Below are 22,237 nucleotides of genomic sequence, written 5' to 3'. Positions count from 1 at the left end.
AGGGCAAGAAATACATGAACATTCTGACAACAGCGTGTATAGGAGAAATATATGAGTACAGGGAAAATAGCGATTAGAGTTGTGTTGTTTGCAATTTCCATACTCCTTGCAGGGTGTGAATTAAATGCAAAAGATAGCGCAGAAACTGCTTTAGAGGAATCTAACTTAAAGAAGGCGCTGTATTGCATGGAAATCCTCGAAAATAGACCAGATCTTGAGCCTAAGCATCGAATAGATATTTTGCGTAATGAATGTTACAGCGAACATTTTATTGAGCATTCACCAAACATACCTGATGGCCGTGATGCGCTGTTGAGTTTATTTGAGAGCCGTTATAAAAAGTACCCTAAACTGTCAATGTCCATTAAGCGAACTGCTTCTGACGGTGATCTTGTTTGGCTTCACCTTCATGTAAAACATACACCTGAATCACTTGGCGGTGCAGCAATCCAAATATTTCGGATGGAAGAAGGTAAAATTGTTGAGCATTGGGGGGTTGGGCAGTCTGTTCCAAAGAAATCTAAAAACATTAATACAATGTTTTAATCCTGATGTGTAAATAAAAAGCGCATAAAATAATGTTGTTCAAAGCCGTGTTGTTTCGAGCGTTAAGCTTCTAGTTTAAGCTTCTAGTTTAAGCTTCTAGTTTAAGCTTCTAGTTTAAGCTTCTAGTTTAAGCTTCTAGTTTAAGCTTCTAGTTTAAGCTTCTAGTTTAAGCTTCTAGTTTAAGCTTGTTCATTGCTAATTAACCTTATAAGGTATTTAATAGTTCACGTTTATACAAAAGGAACAAGGTTATGAATAAATTTGTTTTTTCATCTATTGCCGCATTTATGAGTTTTAATGTTTTTGCCTTGGCAACGCCAGACGCTCCGCATATTTATATTCAAGGTAATGCGTCTATCACCACAATCCCCGACAACGTAAAACTAACGGTCGCAATTGTAGAAATTGATAAAGACTTAATCGCCGCTAAAAATAAAGCCGACAATACAATGGCAAAAGCTATAAAGCTTGCAAAGTCAAAAGGGGTAGAAGAAAAGGGCATTTATGCGTCTAATATTTCTATTCAACGCGAAACGGAATATAACCGTGAAACAGGCAAACAAAACTTCGTTGGATACCGTGTAACTCGTAATTTATCACTCACGCTCACTGATACAAAACAGTACCCTGTTTTACTTCAACAACTCGTAAACTCAGGTATTAATGAAATAAATCAAACACAGTTTGTATCGAGCCGGTATGAAGAGCTACAAAAGCAGGCACAAAAACTGGCAATTAAAGATGCCCGTGCCGCAGCAAAAGAGTTTGCCAATGATTATGGTGTTGAGTTAAAAGGCCTTTATACGGCTTCAAACAGCCCACTAGACACGGGAGTGCAACCCTACATGAGAGCTGAAAAAATGGTTATGGCTGATGCAGCACCGAGTAACTATGTACCCGATGCATACAATGGGGGTGAAATAACCATCACCGCAAGTAGCTATGCGGTTTATTATATCGAAAATTAAACAGTTAGTTGGTGGTAAACTTTGCCACCAACGCCTTTCCTTTGTGTTCTGAAATACGCGCAATAGCCTTGAGCATATTGGTTACTTGCTGACGGTCGTATTCATTCGTTATATGCTTATTAATGTCTTCAACAATGGCCTCTAAATAAACAAATAAGCTTTCTGTCGCTTTACTGCTATCAGCCGATCTAAACAAAATATTTTTAAATGCTTCAAGTACATTGACCATCACATAAGCGTCACTTTTTGCATAATTCCGAATGGGTGTGAAGTTATCATGCAGTAATTCATCAAACGATGTCTCGTGCAGGTATAAATAAGGTTGATTATTCGTTGAATGCTTTAGCGAATAATTCACATCGCTTATTTTAAGGCGTTCTATCAGTAAAATGCTTAACATATCAATGGCCTTAACCGCAGTGCCCGGATCATTAATACCTGGGCTCATTGCTTTTACGGCAATTTCAGAAATTTGCGTCATACCATAGCGATAATGGTCACTTATGTACTCTTCAATATAAAAAATAAAACAGTTGAGCAGGGCATCAACAAGTTCAGGCATGTCTGATAAATCTTTATCACACTTTAAGAATGGGTAGCCTTTAACAGTGAAAAAACCTTGTTTAACCGCAATATAAATCTTTATATCGTGCTCTTTACACAGCGCACATAATTTATCACTGTGAGCCCCTTTAAAATAACCTTCTGTTTCACTCTTAATGTTGTGCCATTCATCAAAATTAGGAAACTCATTAACATCGGTATCTTTTTGCATTGCGACAATGCAGGTGAGCTCATTTTTGGTATTTTTAAATAAATCGTTAAGTACATTATCAACTTGGATAGCCTTTGAGATTGAATGAATAAAGTAAACAAAAAACCCCAACGACACTAAGCCAAACAGCAAAGAAAAGAAAATACCCAAAGAGGGGATCCCCATTTCACCGTTTTCCATCGCGCGTATGTTTATCAACATAATGATGGTGTAAATGATACTGCCTAAGTAAAAACCCAAAACAAGTTGATGCGATTTACGAGTGATCAAACCGGGTAAAACTCGCGGTGACAGGCTCGCACTGGCACTATTAAGTACCACCATTACCATTGAAAAGCTAAACACGGTTAGCGAAATGATACTGCCGGCAAGGGTACTCAATATGGTTCGTGCGTTTTCTTCACTATCGACTAATAGCACAGCAAAAAATTGCTTAACTTCCATTGTGATAGCTGCGTATTCAATTGCAGTTGTGAGTAAAGCAAACAAAAGAAATAAAACGGATAGCATCGATGGGTAAAACCCAATACTGCTGATCATCTCGCGGTAATTGTCTGCAATTTTTCTTGGCGTAAACATGCATATCCTTTAAGAACAGTTAGACATTAATCATTATCGAGTCATAATAGTGTGCTAACTTAAATACCTATTTTATAGCCTAGCAACAAATAGTGCTAAGCGTCTAACTTTAAATAAGAATTGGAAATACAGTGATCGTTTCAACCTTTGCCGCCATATTGGCGATTTTATACATTCAGTTAAGTTTTCGTGTTATTAAAATTCGTAAAGCCAAGCAAATTTCACTTGGCGATGGCGGTGATGCATCTTTGCAAGCAGCAATTCGTGCGCATGGAAACTTTATAGAGTATGTGCCATTTACTTTGATCTTATTGTTCTTGGTTGAGTACCAAGGTCTATCAAGTCATTATTGTTATATTTTAGGAAGCATGTTGCTACTAGGTCGATTCTGTCACAGCTACGGGCTTGCTGATAACGTAATGAAATTACGTGCTTTTGGTATGATACTTACCTTTTTAACACTGGTTATCAGTGCTTTCATGTTATTAGTTACACAAGTTATGTAGGTAAAAGCGGGTGTCATTGCTAACGTTAGCAATGACACTAAAATGACTGGGTTAAAACGCTACTCATTAAGCAACCCCAGTTCTCATGCCAACATAATTAATACGAATTAAGATGAAGAATAAAATTTTTATAATAGGTCTGCCGCGCACAGGCACTACCAGTATTTGCCATAGCTTTTTACAATTAGGCTATAAAACGGCCCACACAGCGTATACACAAGCGGCAATTGAAAGTGCAGAGGTTATAGCTGACACTCCCGTCTTTAGTGAGTTTCCGTTACTTGATAAGCATTACCCAAACAGTATTTTTATTAATTTGCAGCGTGATTTATCAAAATGGATCCCCTCAATAAGACAACTGCTTGCGCGCATGCATACTAATTTAATGCGCGAAGATGGCGGCTTTAATAGTCATTTAAAACGCTGTTATTTAGAGGTGTTTGGCCACTACACACTGGCAGATATAGAATCAGATGAGTACCTTATTGCATGTTACAAGCGGCATCAACAGCAAGTGCAAAACTATTTTAGTGATAAAAAACAGCAACTATTAACACTTGATGTTGCAGACGAACATAGCCCTGACGCACTCAAAGCATTTTTACAAACCGAGCAACCAATTGTTTTTAAACAACTGAATATGGCCGGTAAAGTAACGGCTTGGAATGACATAAAACACCCCGACAAAATAGCCTCAACCCGCAATGGAAAAATAGATAAATCCCTTGGTTACAATCACAAGATTTTATAACCAAAATGCGTTAAAATCGCCGCCATTATAAGTTAAGTTGTTCCTTATCATGTTTGAATTAAAATATCACACTCCCTTTGAATGGACAGAAGGTGTCTTAGCGGACTTCAACACCTTTTTGCAAGACCATGCTGCCGCTGAAAAGAAAGCATCGGGTATGGCTATGTCAATGCTGTCGCATTACCCAGATCGTCGTAAACTTGTTAAAGCTATGACCGACTTAGCGCTTGAAGAAATGATTCATTTTAAGCAAGTTCTCAAGCTATTAATGGAACGCGATATTTCATTGGGTAACGATCAAAAAGACCCTTACATTAAGCAAATTCGTGGCTTATTCAGAAATGGCCGCGACGAGTTTTTAATGGATCGTCTACTCGTTGCGGGTGTTATTGAAGCAAGAGGGCATGAACGCTTTTCATTAGTTGCCGAAGCGCTACCTGCTGGCAAAGAAAAAGAGTTTTATGTGGCCATCGCAAAATCTGAAGAAAAGCATAAAAACTTATTTGTCGAACTTGCCTACGAGTATTTCGACAAGCATGAAGTAGATACACGACTAGAAGAAATTCTTATAGCTGAAGCCAAAATCTGTAAAAGCATTCCGTTTACAGCCGCACTTCACTAAATGGTATCACGCGCATAGGGCTCAGTGAGTCCTATGCACAAAATAGGTACTTACAAAACAGTAATTAAGCATTTTGAAAATACTTTTTCGAACTGTGATTGATTAAATAAACATCAAACATCTCGCTTTCCTCCTATAGTTAAAGTAATCAATAGTGAGGATAAAAGCATGAAATGGATGATGACTCTCACAACGCTATCGTTAATTGGTATCGTAATTACGGGTAACTCAATTTACTCTGAAGTGAAAATATTTCAAAGCAACGATAAGCCAACCGAAATAACCGCCAGTATGTATCGTTCTCTTATTTGGCACAGTGAAGTGTATAAAGACGATGAGTTTCTAACAATTTCAAATAGTTACTTTAGCGATGGCAAAATCGATACCCGTGAATATTCTAAACTAACCAGTTTAGCAAAGAAAAATACCGGTCCACTTATTTACCTGCAAGAATCTGATGAACAGCTTTGGCACGCAAGGTATAAGTACAAGCAGTATCTCGAAGAAAACATTCCCTCTGAACTTGCTTCAATCCATTGACTGGGCTTGTTTAAAGTCGCTTATTAAAGAGCTCAGCTCGACAAGTGTTGGCTCACCGCCTAAATAATTTGTATCGATGTGATAGGTGTTCCCAATCCAATAGGGCCGAGGGGTCGAGTTATGGCCATGAATAGAAAAGTCGACGCCTTGGTTGTGCAAAACCTTACCTTGTTTTGTAATAGCTCTATCCCAAAGTAAGCCGGTAACGGCTTGAGAATGATTGCGAGGGATATTTTGCCAATGCCAATTTTGTGGCACCGTGTGCGACAAACCAATCGTCATGCCTGCATATTCAATAAGGTAAGAAAGAGGGCAATTAAGGAGTTGCAGGCAAACATCCACACATTCAGCCTCGCTTAATTCGTAATGCCAACGCCCGCCATTTTCAACCCATAACGCGTGATAACCACTATCTTGGGCAAGAACTGATTCAAGCATCATATGTTCATGATTACCCAGAGTCATATAAACACCCAGCTCTTTAAACCTCTGTAATAGAGCAACGCTGTGTGCACCTCTATCAATAACATCGCCAAGCGCAAATAATACATCGTTCGCTGCATTAAAATTTACCGATGCTAACGCACGTTCAAACTTGGGTAGGTCGGCATCTAAATCACCAATAACAAAAACACGTTTTTTAGCATCAAGTGTCAGTTTTACTTGCACAGTATTATTGAGAATGGCTTGGCAATTAACTAAATTCAAAATGCATTCCTTTCACGTTCTATGAGTATTAGCCTAACATAACTCGTTGCCTTTTTGGCAAGGGCTGGATATTATCTAGTCTCATTATTTAGGAGCACGCGCCAACATGAACAACTAAACCTGTTATCCAATTTCATTTTTTCTTTGGACCAACAGGGTTAGTAGGCGTTGCTCACTATCACTTTACACGCGTAAATTATCTTTGCGTTACCAACGCTTTCTGCCCCTGTATTACAGGAGGCACTATGCCACAACTTCACGCTTTTAACCTTTGCTTTCAGCATGCCAATGGCAAACGTCTGTTTAACAATATAACACTGTCATTAACAGCAAAAACAACCGCACTTGTTGGTCGCAATGGCAGTGGTAAATCAATTTTAGCATCGTTACTTTGTAAAGAGCGCTCGCCAACGTCAGGAACAGTAAACAGCAGCGGCGTAATGGGTATATATAAACAAGTCGACGACATTAAACGGTTAAATACCCTCACAGTTGCTGAATCAATAGGGCTTGATCATTACTTCAACGCCCTATGGGCCATTAATGAAGGCCAATTCACAGAGCACGACTTAGCATTTGTGGATGGTTATTGGGATTTAGAACAACGCTTTAATTCTGTATTAAATAAATTAGGCCTTAAAAACATAACTGCCACTGCGCGTGCGAATACCTTAAGTGGCGGGCAACTCAGTCAATTAAAATTATGGGCTTTGTTTACCTTAAACCACGATATTTTGATTCTCGATGAGCCTTCAAATCACTTAGATAATCACGGTAAAGCATGGTTAAAAAATCAAATTGAATCATATCCAGGGCAAATACTACTGATCAGCCATGACCGAGAGTTACTAGAAATTGTTGATGAAATATGGGAACTATCTTCACTGGGGTTAGTTGTTTATGGTGGCAACTTTACAGATTACACCCGCCAAAAACAGCTACATGTTACAGCATTAGAAAACAAGCTTAATGCAGCGACAAAACAACAAAGTAAGCTTGAAGCTCAACAGCAAGTTAATAAACAAAAAGCAGAAAAACGCGCGAATAAAGGCACAAAGCTTCAAAAATCAGGCAGCCAGCCCAAAGTGCTTCAAGATGCTAAAAAAGACAGAGCCTCAGCAAATCAATCATCGCAAAGTAAAAACGCAGCAAAAAGAGAGGCGCAAATCACTAAAAATAAACAAGTGCTTATATCTCAACTTGAGCAAATAAAACCCCAACAGTTCTTTTTAAATCAAACAGAATTCAAACGCCAAAAAGCAGTAACACTCGAGAGCATTGTATTGCAGTATGGAACGAACACCCCCTTAAATTTATCGCTTTATAATGATGAAAAAATACATTTATCGGGCGCCAATGGCACCGGCAAATCAACACTTTTAAAAACGATGATGGCTATATTGCCAGTTAGAGCAGGGCAGATACATGTTAATCAACCACTCTATTATTTAGACCAACATTTTTCATTAATAAATAATGACTTAACCCTGCTTGATAACCTAATGTTCTATTGCCGCGAATTAACCCACAATACAGCCCGAACACTGCTTGCTAGTTTAAACTTCAGAAAAGACGACGTTTATAAACAAGCCGCACAGTTAAGTGGTGGCGAAAAAATGAAACTCGCAATGTGTATCGTAAGCCATATTGAAAAGCATGTTTTTTTGTTACTCGACGAGCCCGATAATCACCTAGACCTTGAATCAAAACAGCTTTTAGCCGATGCATTACACGCATTTAATGGCGGGTTTATCATAGTCAGCCATGACCAGTACTTTATAGAGGGAATTGGTTGTCATAAGAAAATTGCATTATAAAACAGATGGATAACCTTGCATTATAAACGCTGAAACCATAACGATAGCGGCTAAGGGGTAGGGCATGACAGTGGATGCAAACTCAATAAACTTGCTTTTCATTGTGATTGTGCAAATAGGTGGTGCGTTCGCCACCGTTGCCGCAGTGAAAACAGACATTACATGGATTAAGCGTGTAATTGAAAAACACGGTGAAGATATTACGAAACTACAGGATAAATTATGATAGCGACATTAGGTAAATATTTAGTCGTTAAATTGCTAACCGAAGCATTTATAAAACGAGTGTGTTTAGCTACAGCTAAGCATTTGGCAAGTAAGTCAGAAAACAAGCTTGATGATGAATTAGTAAGTGCACTGGAAGCTGCTTTGAAGTAATCTGTTAATAGTTGTTATAAAAATGAAAATCAAGATAAAAATCTTATGGACAGTAGTATTAAAAGTTTATGGAATAAATACCTAGATCTTTCTTTACCTATGAAAATTTTAATTGGTTCTTTTTTGGGGAGTATCGCAGGACCAGGTTTTATAGGTTTTTTCAGCGAGTATGCTACATACAGTTATGCAATAAATTATGGATTCAGACCACCTCTAGAAGGGGTTCCTTACCTCCAAACAGCAATAACAACTGCAAGCCTTTTTGGTGCTATTTGTGTATTGTTAATATTTATATTTGTAAAATATATAACAAAACTCCTGTACGTTATTTTTTACAATGTATCAATGATACCTGTAACTATATTTTATCAATTAATAGCTCATTTCTCAGATGAAACCAGTGATTTAAAAAGTTTTGCTCAGCGTGTATATGGAAGCATGAAAAACCGTACGTACAGTTCAAAAAACTTTTCAAAAAAGCTATTTTTATTTCACATAGTAACTTCGAACATACTTGTCGTTATAGCTAGTGTGATAATTTATTATACGTCGTTTGATGAAAGCAAGATTAGTAAAGAAGGTTATATATTCTTTTTAATATGTTACTTACTTATATTTATTTCAATGGAACTAACTGAACGTAATAAAAAGCACGTTTGGGTATTATTTGTATTGCTCTCTTCAATATTTTACATTTCAAGCCTTTGGGCTCTTTTTAACGCTGAAATATACGCTTCAATTCTAAGAAAAGCAGGTTATGGGGGAGGTGTAAGAATTGAGCTTCATCAAGTCAGTAATAATTTTAAAACCGAAAAAGAAGTATGTTACTTATTAATAAAAACAAAGGAAGTATTAATTTGTATGGATGAATACAACAACAGCATATATGAATTTCCAATCTCTGATATAGATAAAGTTTCATATCGAACAATTGAAAGAACATTGAAGACATATAAATTACCAGAATATAACCCGCATTAAGCGGGTTATATTTATGCTGTTTTTTTATCTCCATACTTCAAAACAATATCTTTTAGAGCAAGCTGATCACTCATTTTGATTAAGTCATTACCAATGATTTTCAGTGTTTCAATGTCTTCAACTAAGTCATGAGCTTGCAGGGCATCAACGCAGTTCGTTATAACGAACTCAGCGTTGTAAAAGCTCAATCTTGTTGATGAAATTAGAAGTTACCTGAAATTCACCGCGTGGTATCTAAAAATAACCATCTCTAAAAATTAATAAATAACCAGACCGTGCAAACCGTAACGCTAGTAAAGCAATGTGTATTTAAACAGACGAACAATGTAATGACAGATTGCCACTTAAATGAGAGTGAGTGTAAATCAGATCGTTTAAATTAAACGTGGTAAAAATGACAAATACAAATTGCTTTTAACTCACAATGTAAAAGAGCATCTTTGTACAAAATGTAAGCCGCCGATTGTTTTTAGAAAAAAAGACGTAAGATTTTAGAATTGCTTAATTATGTTAAATAAGGCTAGTTTTAATTAATTCAGAGTAAGGTTAGTGATTTAAAGGCAGTTTAAAATTGATTTAAACTACCTTTAAACTTAAAGAAGGGCTTAGCTGTTTAAAGCCCATGTTTGAGCAAAGTTATCAGTCGCTAGTTGATGTGCTTCTATAATTTCGGCTTTCGTACAATCAACCATTACACCTGTGGCCACATCCGCTGTTGACCATGGAATAATCCCGCTTTCATCTAATTGCCAGTGTTTAATCAGGGCATTGGCTAGTCGCGTAATACTCAGCTCGTCTGCATCAAACTTTTTGCCTGTTGATATTTCAACAATCGCATTATCAATTTGGTTTTGGCGCTCAAGTTTAAAAATAGTGACCTTGTACGGTTCAAGTACTTCATCGACCGTTCTTATCGCGGGCCGCTCTGGTGCCGAAGGTAAAGGCTTAGGCTCGGCTTCCGTTATGCTGCCATCCTCCTTTGCAACCGGCGCGGGTAAGTTAGCGTTGTATTGTTCAACTTCGTTTAGTTCAACTAAGTAATTGTAATAGGCGCTAGCCCATTGCCATTGTTCAGTTTTACTCTCAAGCTCAGCGAATAGTGCTAAATTTCCAATTTTACCTTTAGCTATAAGTTCAGGGATATTCTTCGCGCCTACGGGCCCTTGTAGCAACGTTGGCAAACCCTGCTCGTTAAGAACAGGGTTTTGCTCGTCATCGAGAACGATAAAATCTAAAATAGCGTCTAATTTATTTGTCATTTTTAATCCATCCTAAAGGTTCTACACAACGAGCTGTACCAACTAAAACAGTGTTACTATTTTCGTCGGGCATTGTGGTTTGGTTATCTGCGATATGAACTTTGCCATCATCACCCCAATCTGAGCCACTATAGACAAGTTCGGTGTAGGCATAATTGATAAAACCTTGTTGATTTTCAGCTAGGTTGTAATTTAATGCCTTAACCCCAATAGCTTGGGCACTCGCTGACCCTAGAGAGATGCTGGTATGTGTAGGAAGCGGTAATTTTAAAGAATCTCCTGATCCAATACTAACGCTTGTTAACATACTTGTTGATGGGTAAGCTCCTGTTGTTTTTGTTGTTGTCCTTTTCCCTATAAGTCCCTGACAAAAGAAACCACTGTTAGCATGACCACCATCACCGTCAGCAAAGGCCGTAACATAGACTTCTCCTAATCCTTTAAGGCCTCCTAGTGGCTTGTGATTACTACTAGGTTTACAAGGTGATGCCTTAGTTGTGTAGTTAATAAGATACACAGCATTTGAAGGGAAAGCGTGTGACCATTCATCTTTAATAGAATCAAAAGAGGCTAAGGAAGCCCAAGCACTGTGATTCGTCCACGTAACACCAACATCTATTGTGGATTGTAAAGGGAGTTGTTCTACTAAAGGTCTAGTAAGGGGGAATTTTTTGCTCGTTCCGTCTGGAATAATAGATATCCAACGACCAATCCACCCATCTCTCAGATCATCACACATGAAGATATTAGCGGGATCACCTATTACATCAGTATATGTGTAGTCACCAGAAACACTTAACTTTGAAAGGGACTTATCAGATGTTGTTTGTAAAATAAGATACTCGCCCCCAACTAAACCATGGTTAGCATTTGCTGCTGTGCTACTAGCAAATTCAACTTTAACCGCCCTTAGATACCACCCTATGTTACTTGTAGTTGTATATCCTGATAACCATACAAAAAGTTTTTCCCCTGTAGCTTGATTATATATATACATCTTAGAGGTGCCTAAGTCGGTAATACTCCCAGTCCCTAATATCTTATCATCCCACCAATCAGGCTTAGTTTCTCCAAGAGAAATATATGTTGTAATTGAGTTAGGACCTACAACTAATGGCACACTGAATGGCGGTTTTTCAGTACCACGATAAGTACCATCTTTAATACTTAAATCCGCTTCTGCAAAATCAACATCGGTTAGTCCTGAAGCTCTATACCGCATATCCCTACAAACACCACCTTGCCCACTTGAGCAAATTGAATCATAGTAGCGACCGTCAGGTCTCCCAGATACTCCTGTAGCAATACTGCCTCTATTGGCAACACTACCAACCTGAAAGTTAAAACAATCCGATGTACTTGTTGGTTTAGTTATTCTTGAATCTGTGAATGGTAGATTACTTGAAATACTCCCCCCTGCATCCCAGAATGTGCTAGAACCTAGAGGATTGAAACTTGGATGATATGCCCCTTGGTTCAGCCTACTTACGGTGCCGCAAACTAAGAAATAGCACTCTCCGTTTACTGCAATCTTAGTGTTTGATGAATCAGAACCTGAGTACTTAGCAATACCAAACAGACCTGTGTCAATTTTGTCAGAAAACAGAATAGAATTTGTAGCGCCAAACCCTACATATTGTCCTCTTTCATCTGTAGGTTTATCAACGTCTAAGTATGAAACATCTGTATTTAAGGCACCTTGTGGATTTACATAGGCTTTTAGTGTAGAGCCTGAAAAAGTCAATCTAGAGGTATTTAGAATCCCCTCTATAAACCCCCAATCCCCATTACCTAATCCTGCAAAACTGCGACCTCGGATACACCACTGGTAAAACTTACCTGTCTTATCATCAAATTGGATATTATTTTTAGGGTCGCTAGCTATAGTAATACGTTGTGATTCTGTAGCCGTTTGCCAATTAACACCTTTGCCACGGCTAGTTGTATCTCCTTCATACCATGCAAAGTAAGTGATTGGTCGGACATTATCAAGAACAGTCCCCACACCATTAATATTGGGTGCTTGGCTTTGAATTAACCCATATTTATATACAAACGGGTCAGCATCATTAATTTCACGCAAGAACCCTTCAAAGCCCCACATATCAACTCGGTCAGTCACCACTTTATTAGTGGCAGTTTCGCTGGCAAACGCGATTGCTGAGGTAGCGTGTGTGACTGATACACCTGTTGCGCTTTCGTAAGTTCTCGTGCCATCTTCTGCGGGAGGGAGTTTTACTTGGTTAAAAATCGAGTCCTCTCTACTCAGATATTCAATTTTTGTAACAACTCCACTTACATTAATAAAAGGGTGGTTGGTCTTGCTTAATCCTTGGGAAGTTGATGAAACACGCCCTAACCGTAAATTATTTGCTGTATCTATACGTGTATAAAGTCCTTCCGCAACCTTTAATTCTGAACTTCCGTTATCATAATGCTTGCCAAAATGCACAAACCCACTGGCTGCAAACTTTTCATTGTTAGCTGCACGAATAGCTTCAAATTCAACTTTACGCATGGCCCACGGGTAGGGGTGATACGCATCCAGTTGTGCGGCATTATCTGCTTCAATCTGCTTGAGAGTTTTAACGGTTGTCGTTGTACCGTCTTTGTTGCTAAACGTTACGGTGCCTGTTTTAGTTTGCCAATCTTGCATCGCTTTATAATTGTTATTTACAAGCGTGTTGGCTTCATTTAATGCCGCAATAACGGTTTTAAACTCGGCTGTTGTAGGTATAACTATACATGGTTGGTTTAACTGATTACTATTTGGCCACGTTTTAACTAGCTCAAAATAGCCTTTATTATCCGCACCAATATACGCGCGGTTAATTTCAACAATGGCGTTGGCAATAACTAAAAAGTCACCTCCTCGGACATTAGAAACACTCTCTCCGCTGTTGATTTGTACGACTTTAGAGCCGTTATCTACTTTTGCTTGTGACGCTGTAAAAGCTGGCATTATTTAGTCCTCTAAATTATTCGCTCGCAGCGAGTGACAGGTATTGTCCTACGCCCGAAACAGCATAAAAATTATTAACTTGCGCTCTAACTCGGTATTTTTGATAGCCAGAGCCTGGTCGGTGTGTTGTTGTAAATGATTTATTTGAAGATGATGATGCAATGTAGGGCACGTTTGGAGTGCCCTGTTCAGCTTCAAAGTAGCCATCAGTACAGCTGTAACTACCTGAAAATGATTGAGATTGAATTACCGTCCAACCACTACCGTTCCAACGTTCTAAATAGAGCGTTCCACTTGTTGGCTGAAATTGTTGTGTTGATGGACAGTTGACAGACGTAGGGTCGCCATTAGTTGGTCCGTAATGTGTTCTGCGATGACTGTAACTTACCGCGAAACTTATTGTGTTGCCATTTGATGTAATCTCAAGCTCGCGGCTTGGGTTATTAACTAAATGCGAAGTCGTAACGCTACTTTCTAACGAACCTGCTATAAATGTTCCTTTTGTAAAAAGGTGGCCGTTAGTATCCTTCCACTCTGTCGCGTTTGCGCGGGTACACATACTTAAATCTGGCAAGCCGTCCTTCATAAACTTAGGGCCATACCAGTACCACAAGTTTTCAGGTCCAAAGCCACTTGCTAACTCTATTTTCATGAAGTTAGTGCCTACTAAATCAATACGCGGTGATTCAATGCGGGTATTCGCTCTGAAAACACGCCCATCAACTGTGCCATCAATGAGTGCATCGCCATGCACTTGCAGGGCATAACTTACCCAATTTGTACCATTGAATCTTCGTGTGGCCTGAACCGCTGGATTTGTTGATTTGTAAATAGTGACAATATCATTTACGACGGGACTTCCTGGTACCGCCGCATTTGCTGTGGAGTCATACCATTCACCATAGTTAGTGGCCACACTTAAAGTAACAGAACCACGAGTACCATCAGCGCCGTCTAGTCCATTCTGCCCATTTAAACCATCTTGGCCATCAGCACCTTTAATGATGTATTCAACAGGTGAAGACCATCCCGTGTTAGTCCACGTATTGTTTACGATGCGATACCGCGTTTTAGATACCCATGTGATCTGACCGCTTACATAGATGGGGGTATCACTCCAACCGGTCGGAAATGATTCTGTGGTCCCGTCAAATGACCCGCCCGATGGTGTCGAGGGTTTAGAGGTTGACGCTTTAAATACGTAACTAACAAAGCTGCCATCATTCCCATCAAAGTAATCGGTGCCTTTAACGGGGGTGTAACCGTCTTGACCATCTTTAAGAATGACACTATTACCTTCACCATCTGTCACTGTGTAGGTGCCATCCCCGTTATTAGTGACAGTCGGTATGGGAGCATCTTCACCATCTCGTATTGTTATTTGCTCGGTACCATTACTAATTGTGTAAGAGCCATCAGGATTCGTTGAGAATGAAGGGGTAATACCGTCTTTGCCGTTTAGGCCATCTTGACCATCGGACCCATCTATACCGTCTTGCGCTTTGATATCGTCAAGGTTGCTAACAGTGTGGCCATCACCCAGTACTAAACGGCCTTTGAAGATATGTACGGGCTTAGCTGGATCTGAGTTATCAATGTAGGAGGTTGGTACAAAGGTACCGTTAACCATAACGCCTTGGCGGATCACATCACCCACTAAATCTAGGTTGCCCACTTCGCCATCGTTATAACCGGCTATTCCCACAACGCGACCATTGTTATCGAGCGTCCAACCACCACGCGCAACCAGTTTACCGTCTACGGTTGTAAACAATTGGCGTAGCTGTTTAATGCTGGCGCTGCTGTCACCATCACTGATTTGCATGTTGGCAATAAACTCAGCAAGCGGCCCGTTAACCCAGGAACCACCATCCGCTACACATTGCACCGCATCATTTTCGCTGGTGATTTGGCCCTCAGCATTGACACAATAACCAACGGCAGTACGGGTGTACTCTTGTGATGTTGATACAGCTTCGTTTTTTGCCGCTTCGGTATCTTCGTCGATTTTTGCTATTAGCGTTTGTTGTAACTCGGTATAAGCTTGCTCTTGACTTGCAAAGGTTTCGGTAACTTCATCAAATTGCGCGATTGTGTCAGCAACAAACGATTCAAACTCTTCATCACGAACTGTGTTAGCTTCATCAATCGTCGCTATGGCCGTTGTAACATCACTAAAACGTGCGCTAACACTATCAAACGTTGCTTGATAACGTTGGTCGCGTATTACACTCGATTGATATTGGTTAGATACCGCTTGATTTAAGCTCGTAATAATTGCTTGGCTGTCATTGAATAGTGCTGCAAGCTCAAGCTGCTGCTGTGCCAGGCTTTCAACTTCTGTTGTTTGGGCTTGTAGTTTTTCGTTTGCAAAGGCCGCTTTAACGTCGAGCTCTGCAAGTTCGTTATCACGAATTAAGGCATTATACGCAGCTATCACCGCGTTTAAGTCGGTTGCTTGTTGCGCCAGGCTCAAACCTTGGATCTGTACAATACTCGTTGATATTGTGCCTTCAGCGGCATCTAAGCGCTCTTGTACGTCTGAAAACTTGGCGTCTACACCGTCTTCTTGTGCGTTATACGCCGTAATGCGCTGCGCAATGTAAGCCTCTGCACCATTAATAAACTGTTGGGCATTGTTGGCTTTTTGAAGTGTGTCATTATCAGCAAACTGCTGCAGGGTCGCGCTGACTTTATACGTAGCATCAAACGTATTAAGTGATTGCTGTACGTTACTTTGAGTTTGGAAACCTTGCAGAGTAACCCACGCAGCACTAATTTCAACGGCTCGTTGCACGGCTGGACCATCAACCCACGTATGGCCAGCCGCCTCACACGCAACAGCATCGTCTTCATCAACTCGGTTGCCCTGTGCATCAACACAATAGCCTGTTACCGCACGGGTAAACTCATTGGCCGTAGCAAGCATCGCTAAATCTTGGTTTTGAAACTCGATGCGAAGTTGCGATCCCATACTGGCACGGGCTTGCTGTTCAGTGATAATGGCTTCATCTAACGATATTAAGTCAGCTTCAGCTTCGCCCATACGCGCACTTAATTGCTCACGTGCTGTTACTTCAGTCGATAGGTCATCCGCATTAGCGCGAATTTGTTCTTCAGCCAACGCGATTGAATCATTTATACCGTTCGGTCTATTTACGAACTGAGTAATTAAATTAGTAATTGTTCCATCCGCTGCGTTGATCCATTGCTGGGCTTCTTTAGCAGCTTCAATAACACCGTCATCGTTAATTTGCTGGATTGTTGCGGTAATGCCATGCTCACCGTCAAATGTACTAATGAATTGCTGTACGTTAGACGCGGTTTGGAAGCCTTGCGCACCAACAAATACTGCTGTGTAATTGTTAATTAGCTCAACTAATGGACCTGCTACCCATTCATGGCCAGCGGCAATACAGGCTAGGGCATCAACTTCATCAACGCGGTTTCCATCTGCATCGATACAATAGCCCACAGTCGCCTCAAGCCGTTCATTTGCTTGGGCAACTGAGCGTTCGCCTTCTCGGGTAATTTCAGCTCTTAATTCACGTTCGGTGCTGCTTCGTGCTGAACGTTCATTGGCAAAGGCTTGATTTAAGCTTGTTAAATAGGCTTGGTTTTGAGCAAAAGCACCAGCTAACTCTAATTGCTGCGTCGCTAATGAGCCAACGTCATTCGTAACAGCCGTAAGTTTTTCATTGGCCACGGCTAGACTGTAGCCTTGCTCGGCTAAATCGTTGTCTTGCTGTAACTGGTTATACGCTTGAATGATATCTGCTAAACCTTGCTCTTTTACATCCAGTTCAAGGCCGCTTATTTGCGTTACGCTTTGGCTAATTTCGCCTTTAATAGCATCTAAACTTTGCTCAGCATTTGCTATGCGCTGATTTACGCCATCGTCATTATTTAGAATACTGGTAACTTGGTCGCGTATAGTGGCGTTTGCGCCATCAATCCATGATTGTGCAGCGTTCGCTTTTAAAATGGTGTTGTTGTCTGAAAACGCCTGTAAGACTGCACTAATATTGTATTGGGTATTAAACGAGTCAATTAAGGTTTGTACATTACTTTGTGTTTGAAACCCAAGCGCATTAACCCAGGCTGTTGTTGCGTACTGCGCCATGATACCGGTGCGGGCATTGATATCATTTTCAAGTGTTGTCGTGCGCGCGGTAATATCAGCAAGGGCTAAGTCATTCGCGCCACGTTTTCCTACTTCAATAAAATCAATGTCACAGGAGCCTAAATCAAACGCGAGGCTGGTAATTGTGCCTACATACCCATTTGTGCCGGTTGCATCAAGGGTCAACGTTTCCCATTCATCCGTTGTTGGCTCTGGTAAATGAAGTGGGGTAGCGCCGCCATTAAACGTGATATTGCCTTTCCATATTGAGCCAGTATGCTTTCGCACACGTAACCTAAACATCGGGTTTTCAGTGGCATCGTAGCTAATTACCGGTGTAGAGACAGGGTTGGTGGCAACAATATAACCTTGGGCATGGTGGCTATCCGCACCCGTAAAGCCTTCAACGCCCGTATTAAATTGCCAGCTGTAGGCTGGTTGTAATGCCGCAAGGGCACCGGCTATTTGGCCTTCGACTTCGGCATACGTCGCACGCTGTGTAATTTGACCCGCTTGAAGCTTTAACGTTGCTTCAGCTTGTGTAATACGGTTTTGTGATTGTGCTAGTTGCTTCGCGTTGAGTGTGATTTTACTTTCAGCGCCTTCAATAAGAAGCTGCGCACTGTTAAAGCTTTCATCTGTGTAGGCAAATGCACGGTTAACGATGGTGCCGGTATCTGGATCAACATACACAGCTGCATCGATTAATCGCTCATTGTTAAAGGCTCTGCGCTCATACTCATTGCGCCAATTGGTATAGGCTGCTGTCACATTTAAAACACTTAAGCCTAAATCCTGTTGCTGTAGGCGCTGGCTTTCAATAGCAATTTGATTGATTTTAATCAGTGCAGGGAGGCTGTTGTTCTTTGATGCATCCAGTACTTCGGTAACACGTTCTAACTCATTTATTTTACTGTTTGATTGTGCAAGCTGGCTTTGTAAGTTGTTCGGGTTCTCTGCATCAATGACCTCTACTTTTTCAGCAAGGCCCGTAATCGCATCAATATTCTTAGCAATGAGCGAAGGTAAGTTATTCTCAGTCTCAGGGCGTAAACGGTCGACTTGCTGATTAATATCGTTAATTAAACTTTGTGCTTCCTGGCTTAAACGCGTAAGGGGAAGCTCATTAATAAACTCGGTTAAGTCGACAGTCGTCGTGGTGGCCGATACATCCACCCACGCGGATGAACCTAAGTGGTTCACACTGCGTACTCTAAAGTTGTATTCCGTTTCGCTCTTCAAACCAATGCGGTTATAAATCTGTGCTAAAACACGTTCACCCGATTGCGGCTGTGCGGTTGTCCCTAAGAACTCCCATTCAAACTGTGTACCAATGCCTGCAGCAGCAAGCTCGGCTGTCAGGGTAATTTGATTGTAATCAGCCAGTACATGCACAACCGGTATCGATGGGGAAAGCACGCTAAACTGCACACCGACCGTATCAGAGCGTTGGCCAAAAATATTTCTAGCGCTAATACGTGCGGTGTATTCACCAAGGGCAAGCTTAGGGATGGTGACTTGTGTGTACGTTACTGTTGTTTTGAATACGGGCTCACTGGATGAAGCGTGCATAAACTCAATATCGTATTCATGCACAGCTAGTGGTGTAGGGTGGTTCCACTTTACAATGCCGTTTCCATCGCCATTAATCGTCACCCGTACATCAAAAATAGGCTTCGGACGGCCCACTAAATAATCACTATTTGGGGTTAAACCTTGTGCGCCTGGTATTAAGTTATCACCCCATAAGCCTGGGCCATCTTCGATACACATTAGCGTTACGCCGCCATCTAAACGAAAACGGCGCTCTGTCACACGGTAGATTTTATTGGTAATCGATTCACCAGGTAAGTTTAGGTAAACGGTTCTACCGACTGCAGCGGCCAAGCCTTTGTGTTTAAGGGGTAATTCAATTTCACCTAAGCGTGTTTGTTCAAGGTGTATAGTGGCCAAGCGCTGTGCTGTGGTACTGCTTCTAACAAAGGGTAAAGTTATCGACTTTTCTAATATCTGGTTATCATGCGTCTGGTATGCCGAAGATATTACCGGTGGCGCGTCTGTGCGCTCGTAGTTTTGCTCGGGGTCGGTAAATGTAGCGCGAACCACATTGGCGCGGTCGCGTAAATCCGCATGCCATTTAATCTTAATGTTCCCGTGAACATCATCTGCATTAATGGTGTATGTCGGGTTGCCATACCAGGCACCCACACGCACATACCATTGGCCCATTTGTCTAAAAATCTTACCCGCAAAACAGGATTCAAGTTGGTTCAATACATCAAGGGGTTTCGTAGTAAAGGTAAAACTGCCGTTTGTTGTATAACGTGGCTCAGTGGTGATATTGCCGTCTTTATCAGTAAACTCGGCCTCTTCATCACACACGTTAATGGCAGCAATCCACCACTCAAGGGGTAAGCGCTCAAAAGGGACTTCATGCGCGCCATAAAAACGTACATAGTGCAGGGCACATAACACCGCGTTTTGTGACCAAAGCCACGTGGTTTCATCATCAGGGTTTTGATTTGTGTCGCGAGGGTCCCACACCCGGGCACCGCGAATTAAAAACTCAGTATCGCTAATACCATCTGGAAAGACTTCACGGTTATTTTCAAACTCAACAAAGATATGCGCTTGGCCATACCCAATGTGTGCTGCTGTCCAACCTGCCATTTTAGCAACGGCTTTACTGTTCGCCGTTGTATGGCGGCCATCGCTTAATTCATAGTCCCAGCTCTCGCTTGGGTATTCAGTAAGCGGCTTATCAGCAATGTAGATTTCTTCGAGAGCATCAATAGGGGCACCATTTATTAGCACCACCATTTGAACAAATTTCTTTTTATCGCGTTCAACTTCAGCTTGGTGAGCAATAACACCACCTACGCGGTCACGGCCAAAGGTAATGCGACGCGGTTGGTCTATGCCTTTTTGTAAGCCCTTAGCAAGCGTGGCTAAGTCTTCTTCAGGCACATCAGGGGTGAGCGAGTCCCATAGCGCGCCCACCGTTTTATCAAAGAGACTGCGACCAATGCCGAATAAGTCGCCGCCTGTATCTACAACGGTATCGACAACTTTAGACATTACGCGGCTCCAATGGGTAAACCGCTTTCACATAGCTCATAGGCTTAGTGACAAGTCCATTTTCGCCTACACATACAACGGCATTAACCGTGACAATCCCGCCAACAAGTTCACCGTTAAATTCAACGAGCGCACAATCACCACGCCGTGCGTACGCAACAGGAATTTCAGGGTTTAAACGGTCTTTAAACACGCTTTGAACATCGTTTAAACCACGTTTAAAGAGTTGTTTAAATGCGCCATTCTCAGAGCGGTATTTACCCCGAAAATCTGCAGCAACGTCTTGGCCTGTCGCAAAGCGAACCCAATCAGCCACGAGTAGGCAGCAATCATTTTTGCCCCACTTAAACGGCATGCAATTACGTTGGTTTATAAAGGCGGCTAGTTTAACGGTGGCGTTCACGGCGTTTATTTCCTATGTAGTTACCAGGTTGTGTGTCAGGTAGGTTTTGTTTATTGGCAGACGCTTGCTCACTGAAAAAAGCATCATCAGGGAAGAGGGCGCGTTGTGTGGCATCATTCCAGCGCTGGTGTAAGCGTGATTCTTTCCAGCGCTCACTTTCACCTGCCACACTTAATTGCACTTGTGATACTGCACCGCGCTCTACATCGCACGCCACAATGTAACCACTTTCAAGCAACTGACTTTGGCTTACGCGGTAGTGTTCATCTACGGTAACAAGGTAGATTTCGCAGGTGTGGCCAATAGGGTCGTTTTCAGCGACTTCAGCCAGTACGGCAGTGTCTTGCGTGTGAAGGGTTAAGCGAATACGGGCGCTGTCGTTCTTGTCATTAGCAGGGATTTCACTCACGGTGCCTAGCATGCCTAAGCCATGCCAGGTTAAGTTTTTAAAGCGACGTTCACCCACACCCGTATGCAGTAAAACATCACCACTTTTAAATGCCAGGCGAACAAAGTAACGGGCACGGCCACTAGTGGCTAAATCAGCAAGTAACCCAGCGTTTAACGACTCCATTAAAACGCCTCCCGTCCTTTAATCTTCCAGCTGGTGACAATGCCTTTTTTATATTCAGCGCTATCGATGCCCTGGTTGTTATCCGCAAGGCGAAACAAACCACGCGGCTGTTTAAAGGTAATTAAGGTGTTATCAGCAGGGATTTTACGTAGGGGCGATTCAAACACTACAGTGGCACGGCCAAGTGAATCACTGAACAAATCACCGGTTAAAATCTTTAGTTCTGTATTTTGGCCAACGCCCACTTGCATACGTTCGCCAGCAACCAATAAGGTTTGGTTTAGCGGTAAACCATCAATAACCAGCGTATTACCGTCTTGGTTTTCACCACGCACATACCCAGTAAAGTCTTTATCTAGTTGCTCTCGACGATAATCAAATAGGGTAAAGGTACCCACTTGGCCACGCAGGCTTGCAATAAACGCATCAAGCGCCAACGCTTCACGCTCAGGCACATTGGCTAATTCAATTTCAAACTCCCAATAAGCACCCTCTAGGTCATATACCTCAGTGGCGTTATTGGCTTTGTTCAAATGAACTTGGCTATTCGGCACTAACTTAAAGTTAGAGCGTTTAGGCCGTTTGGGTAAGGGGAGTGGGACTGTCATCGTTACCAGGCTTAAAGTAAAACACTGGTAACGAGTATAAAATTTAGGAGATAAGCTTT

At 41.4% G+C, this 22,237-nt stretch carries 19 protein-coding genes; 10 read left to right on the top strand and 9 right to left on the bottom strand.

Annotated features, from left to right (window positions below):
- The first annotated feature begins 51 nt into the window (after window positions 1-51).
- Both GZH31_RS08315 and GZH31_RS08310 read left to right on the top strand, forming a co-directional pair.
- Window positions 52-546 carry a nuclear transport factor 2 family protein gene (locus GZH31_RS08315; RefSeq protein ID WP_180311605.1) on the top strand — a complete coding sequence of 165 codons (495 nt, stop codon included), beginning with the start codon at window positions 52-54 and terminating at the stop codon, window positions 544-546.
- Between the two features lie 251 nt (window positions 547-797).
- On the top strand, window positions 798-1,514 hold the full coding sequence (locus GZH31_RS08310; protein WP_036968370.1) for an SIMPL domain-containing protein: 717 nt from the start codon (window positions 798-800) through the stop codon (window positions 1,512-1,514).
- A 4-nt stretch (window positions 1,515-1,518) separates the two neighbouring features.
- Here the strand turns inward: GZH31_RS08310 and GZH31_RS08305 are convergent, their stop codons facing one another.
- Complete coding sequence (locus tag GZH31_RS08305) at window positions 1,519-2,868, bottom strand: DUF2254 domain-containing protein (protein WP_180311604.1); 1,350 nt, start codon at window positions 2,866-2,868, stop codon at window positions 1,519-1,521.
- Window positions 2,869-2,999: 131 nt separating this feature from the next.
- Here GZH31_RS08305 and GZH31_RS08300 point away from each other — a divergent pair, with 131 nt between their 5' ends.
- From GZH31_RS08300 to GZH31_RS08285, 4 genes are all read left to right on the top strand, one after another.
- Window positions 3,000-3,374 carry an MAPEG family protein gene (locus GZH31_RS08300; RefSeq protein WP_036968374.1) on the top strand — a complete coding sequence of 125 codons (375 nt, stop codon included), beginning with the start codon at window positions 3,000-3,002 and terminating at the stop codon, window positions 3,372-3,374.
- A 112-nt stretch (window positions 3,375-3,486) separates the two neighbouring features.
- Window positions 3,487-4,125, top strand: coding sequence for a sulfotransferase (locus GZH31_RS08295; RefSeq protein ID WP_180311603.1), 639 nt, complete (start codon window positions 3,487-3,489; stop codon window positions 4,123-4,125).
- 49 nt (window positions 4,126-4,174) lie between these two features.
- On the top strand, window positions 4,175-4,747 hold the full coding sequence (locus tag GZH31_RS08290) for a tRNA-(ms[2]io[6]A)-hydroxylase (protein ID WP_074988208.1): 573 nt from the start codon (window positions 4,175-4,177) through the stop codon (window positions 4,745-4,747).
- A gap of 168 nt (window positions 4,748-4,915) precedes the next feature.
- On the top strand, window positions 4,916-5,287 hold the full coding sequence (locus GZH31_RS08285; protein ID WP_036968379.1) for a hypothetical protein: 372 nt from the start codon (window positions 4,916-4,918) through the stop codon (window positions 5,285-5,287).
- Here the strand turns inward: GZH31_RS08285 and GZH31_RS08280 are convergent.
- Window positions 5,276-5,995 carry a metallophosphoesterase gene (locus GZH31_RS08280; protein ID WP_230235618.1) on the bottom strand — a complete coding sequence of 240 codons (720 nt, stop codon included), beginning with the start codon at window positions 5,993-5,995 and terminating at the stop codon, window positions 5,276-5,278. The genes GZH31_RS08285 and GZH31_RS08280 overlap by 12 nt on opposite strands.
- Window positions 5,996-6,240: 245 nt before the next feature.
- Here GZH31_RS08280 and GZH31_RS08275 point away from each other — a divergent pair, with 245 nt between their 5' ends.
- From GZH31_RS08275 to GZH31_RS08260, 4 genes are all read left to right on the top strand, one after another.
- Complete coding sequence (locus GZH31_RS08275) at window positions 6,241-7,812, top strand: ABC-F family ATP-binding cassette domain-containing protein (protein WP_180311602.1); 1,572 nt, start codon at window positions 6,241-6,243, stop codon at window positions 7,810-7,812.
- 64 nt (window positions 7,813-7,876) lie between these two features.
- Window positions 7,877-8,038, top strand: a complete 162-nt coding sequence (locus GZH31_RS08270; protein WP_180310834.1) for a hypothetical protein — start codon at window positions 7,877-7,879, stop codon at window positions 8,036-8,038.
- On the top strand, window positions 8,035-8,190 hold the full coding sequence (locus GZH31_RS08265; RefSeq protein ID WP_180311601.1) for a hypothetical protein: 156 nt from the start codon (window positions 8,035-8,037) through the stop codon (window positions 8,188-8,190). Before GZH31_RS08270 ends, GZH31_RS08265 begins: the two co-directional genes overlap by 4 nt.
- 45 nt (window positions 8,191-8,235) lie before the next feature.
- Complete coding sequence (locus tag GZH31_RS08260; protein ID WP_180311600.1) at window positions 8,236-9,171, top strand: hypothetical protein; 936 nt, start codon at window positions 8,236-8,238, stop codon at window positions 9,169-9,171.
- An 11-nt stretch (window positions 9,172-9,182) separates the two neighbouring features.
- Here the strand turns inward: GZH31_RS08260 and GZH31_RS08255 are convergent, their stop codons facing one another.
- From GZH31_RS08255 to GZH31_RS08225, 7 genes are all read right to left on the bottom strand, one after another.
- Complete coding sequence (locus tag GZH31_RS08255; protein WP_180311599.1) at window positions 9,183-9,359, bottom strand: hypothetical protein; 177 nt, start codon at window positions 9,357-9,359, stop codon at window positions 9,183-9,185.
- 417 nt (window positions 9,360-9,776) lie between these two features.
- Window positions 9,777-10,430 (bottom strand): hypothetical protein, encoded by a 654-nt coding sequence (locus GZH31_RS08250; RefSeq protein WP_180311598.1) that lies wholly within the window; start codon window positions 10,428-10,430, stop codon window positions 9,777-9,779.
- Entirely contained in the window at window positions 10,420-13,392 is a 2,973-nt protein-coding gene (locus GZH31_RS08245) for a hypothetical protein (RefSeq protein ID WP_180311597.1), read from the bottom strand. The genes GZH31_RS08250 and GZH31_RS08245 overlap by 11 nt, the downstream gene beginning before the upstream one ends.
- 16 nt (window positions 13,393-13,408) lie before the next feature.
- Window positions 13,409-20,593 (bottom strand): hypothetical protein, encoded by a 7,185-nt coding sequence (locus GZH31_RS08240; protein ID WP_180311596.1) that lies wholly within the window; start codon window positions 20,591-20,593, stop codon window positions 13,409-13,411.
- Complete coding sequence (locus GZH31_RS08235; protein ID WP_180311595.1) at window positions 20,586-20,996, bottom strand: hypothetical protein; 411 nt, start codon at window positions 20,994-20,996, stop codon at window positions 20,586-20,588. Before GZH31_RS08235 ends, GZH31_RS08240 begins: the two co-directional genes overlap by 8 nt.
- Window positions 20,980-21,570, bottom strand: coding sequence for a hypothetical protein (locus tag GZH31_RS08230; protein WP_063705176.1), 591 nt, complete (start codon window positions 21,568-21,570; stop codon window positions 20,980-20,982). The genes GZH31_RS08235 and GZH31_RS08230 overlap by 17 nt, the downstream gene beginning before the upstream one ends.
- Window positions 21,570-22,178: a hypothetical protein gene (locus GZH31_RS08225; protein WP_257473698.1), complete on the bottom strand. Its 609-nt coding sequence runs from the start codon at window positions 22,176-22,178 to the stop codon at window positions 21,570-21,572. Before GZH31_RS08225 ends, GZH31_RS08230 begins: the two co-directional genes overlap by 1 nt.
- Window positions 22,179-22,237: the final 59 nt, after the last annotated feature.

The sequence above is a fragment of the Pseudoalteromonas sp. JSTW genome, assembly GCF_013423925.1.
Lineage (GTDB): Bacteria > Pseudomonadota > Gammaproteobacteria > Enterobacterales > Alteromonadaceae > Pseudoalteromonas > Pseudoalteromonas lipolytica.
This window is presented reverse-complemented; position numbering and strand designations above follow the sequence as displayed.

Bases quoted from the DNA above. Each gene is read 5' to 3' on its own strand.
- GZH31_RS08310 (WP_036968370.1), top strand. From the start codon at position 798: ATGAATAAATTTGTTTTTTCATCTATTGCCGCATTTATGAGTTTTAAT.
- GZH31_RS08315 (WP_180311605.1), top strand. From the start codon at position 52: ATGAGTACAGGGAAAATAGCGATTAGAGTTGTGTTGTTTGCAATTTCC.
- GZH31_RS08260 (WP_180311600.1), top strand. From the start codon at position 8,236: ATGGACAGTAGTATTAAAAGTTTATGGAATAAATACCTAGATCTTTCT.
- GZH31_RS08250 (WP_180311598.1), bottom strand. From the start codon at position 10,430: ATGACAAATAAATTAGACGCTATTTTAGATTTTATCGTTCTCGATGAC.
- GZH31_RS08230 (WP_063705176.1), bottom strand. From the start codon at position 21,570: ATGGAGTCGTTAAACGCTGGGTTACTTGCTGATTTAGCCACTAGTGGC.
- GZH31_RS08245 (WP_180311597.1), bottom strand. From the start codon at position 13,392: ATGCCAGCTTTTACAGCGTCACAAGCAAAAGTAGATAACGGCTCTAAA.
- GZH31_RS08225 (WP_257473698.1), bottom strand. From the start codon at position 22,178: ATGACAGTCCCACTCCCCTTACCCAAACGGCCTAAACGCTCTAACTTT.
- GZH31_RS08275 (WP_180311602.1), top strand. From the start codon at position 6,241: ATGCCACAACTTCACGCTTTTAACCTTTGCTTTCAGCATGCCAATGGC.
- GZH31_RS08295 (WP_180311603.1), top strand. From the start codon at position 3,487: ATGAAGAATAAAATTTTTATAATAGGTCTGCCGCGCACAGGCACTACC.
- GZH31_RS08270 (WP_180310834.1), top strand. From the start codon at position 7,877: ATGACAGTGGATGCAAACTCAATAAACTTGCTTTTCATTGTGATTGTG.
- GZH31_RS08305 (WP_180311604.1), bottom strand. From the start codon at position 2,868: ATGTTTACGCCAAGAAAAATTGCAGACAATTACCGCGAGATGATCAGC.
- GZH31_RS08285 (WP_036968379.1), top strand. From the start codon at position 4,916: ATGAAATGGATGATGACTCTCACAACGCTATCGTTAATTGGTATCGTA.
- GZH31_RS08265 (WP_180311601.1), top strand. From the start codon at position 8,035: ATGATAGCGACATTAGGTAAATATTTAGTCGTTAAATTGCTAACCGAA.
- GZH31_RS08240 (WP_180311596.1), bottom strand. From the start codon at position 20,593: ATGTCTAAAGTTGTCGATACCGTTGTAGATACAGGCGGCGACTTATTC.
- GZH31_RS08290 (WP_074988208.1), top strand. From the start codon at position 4,175: ATGTTTGAATTAAAATATCACACTCCCTTTGAATGGACAGAAGGTGTC.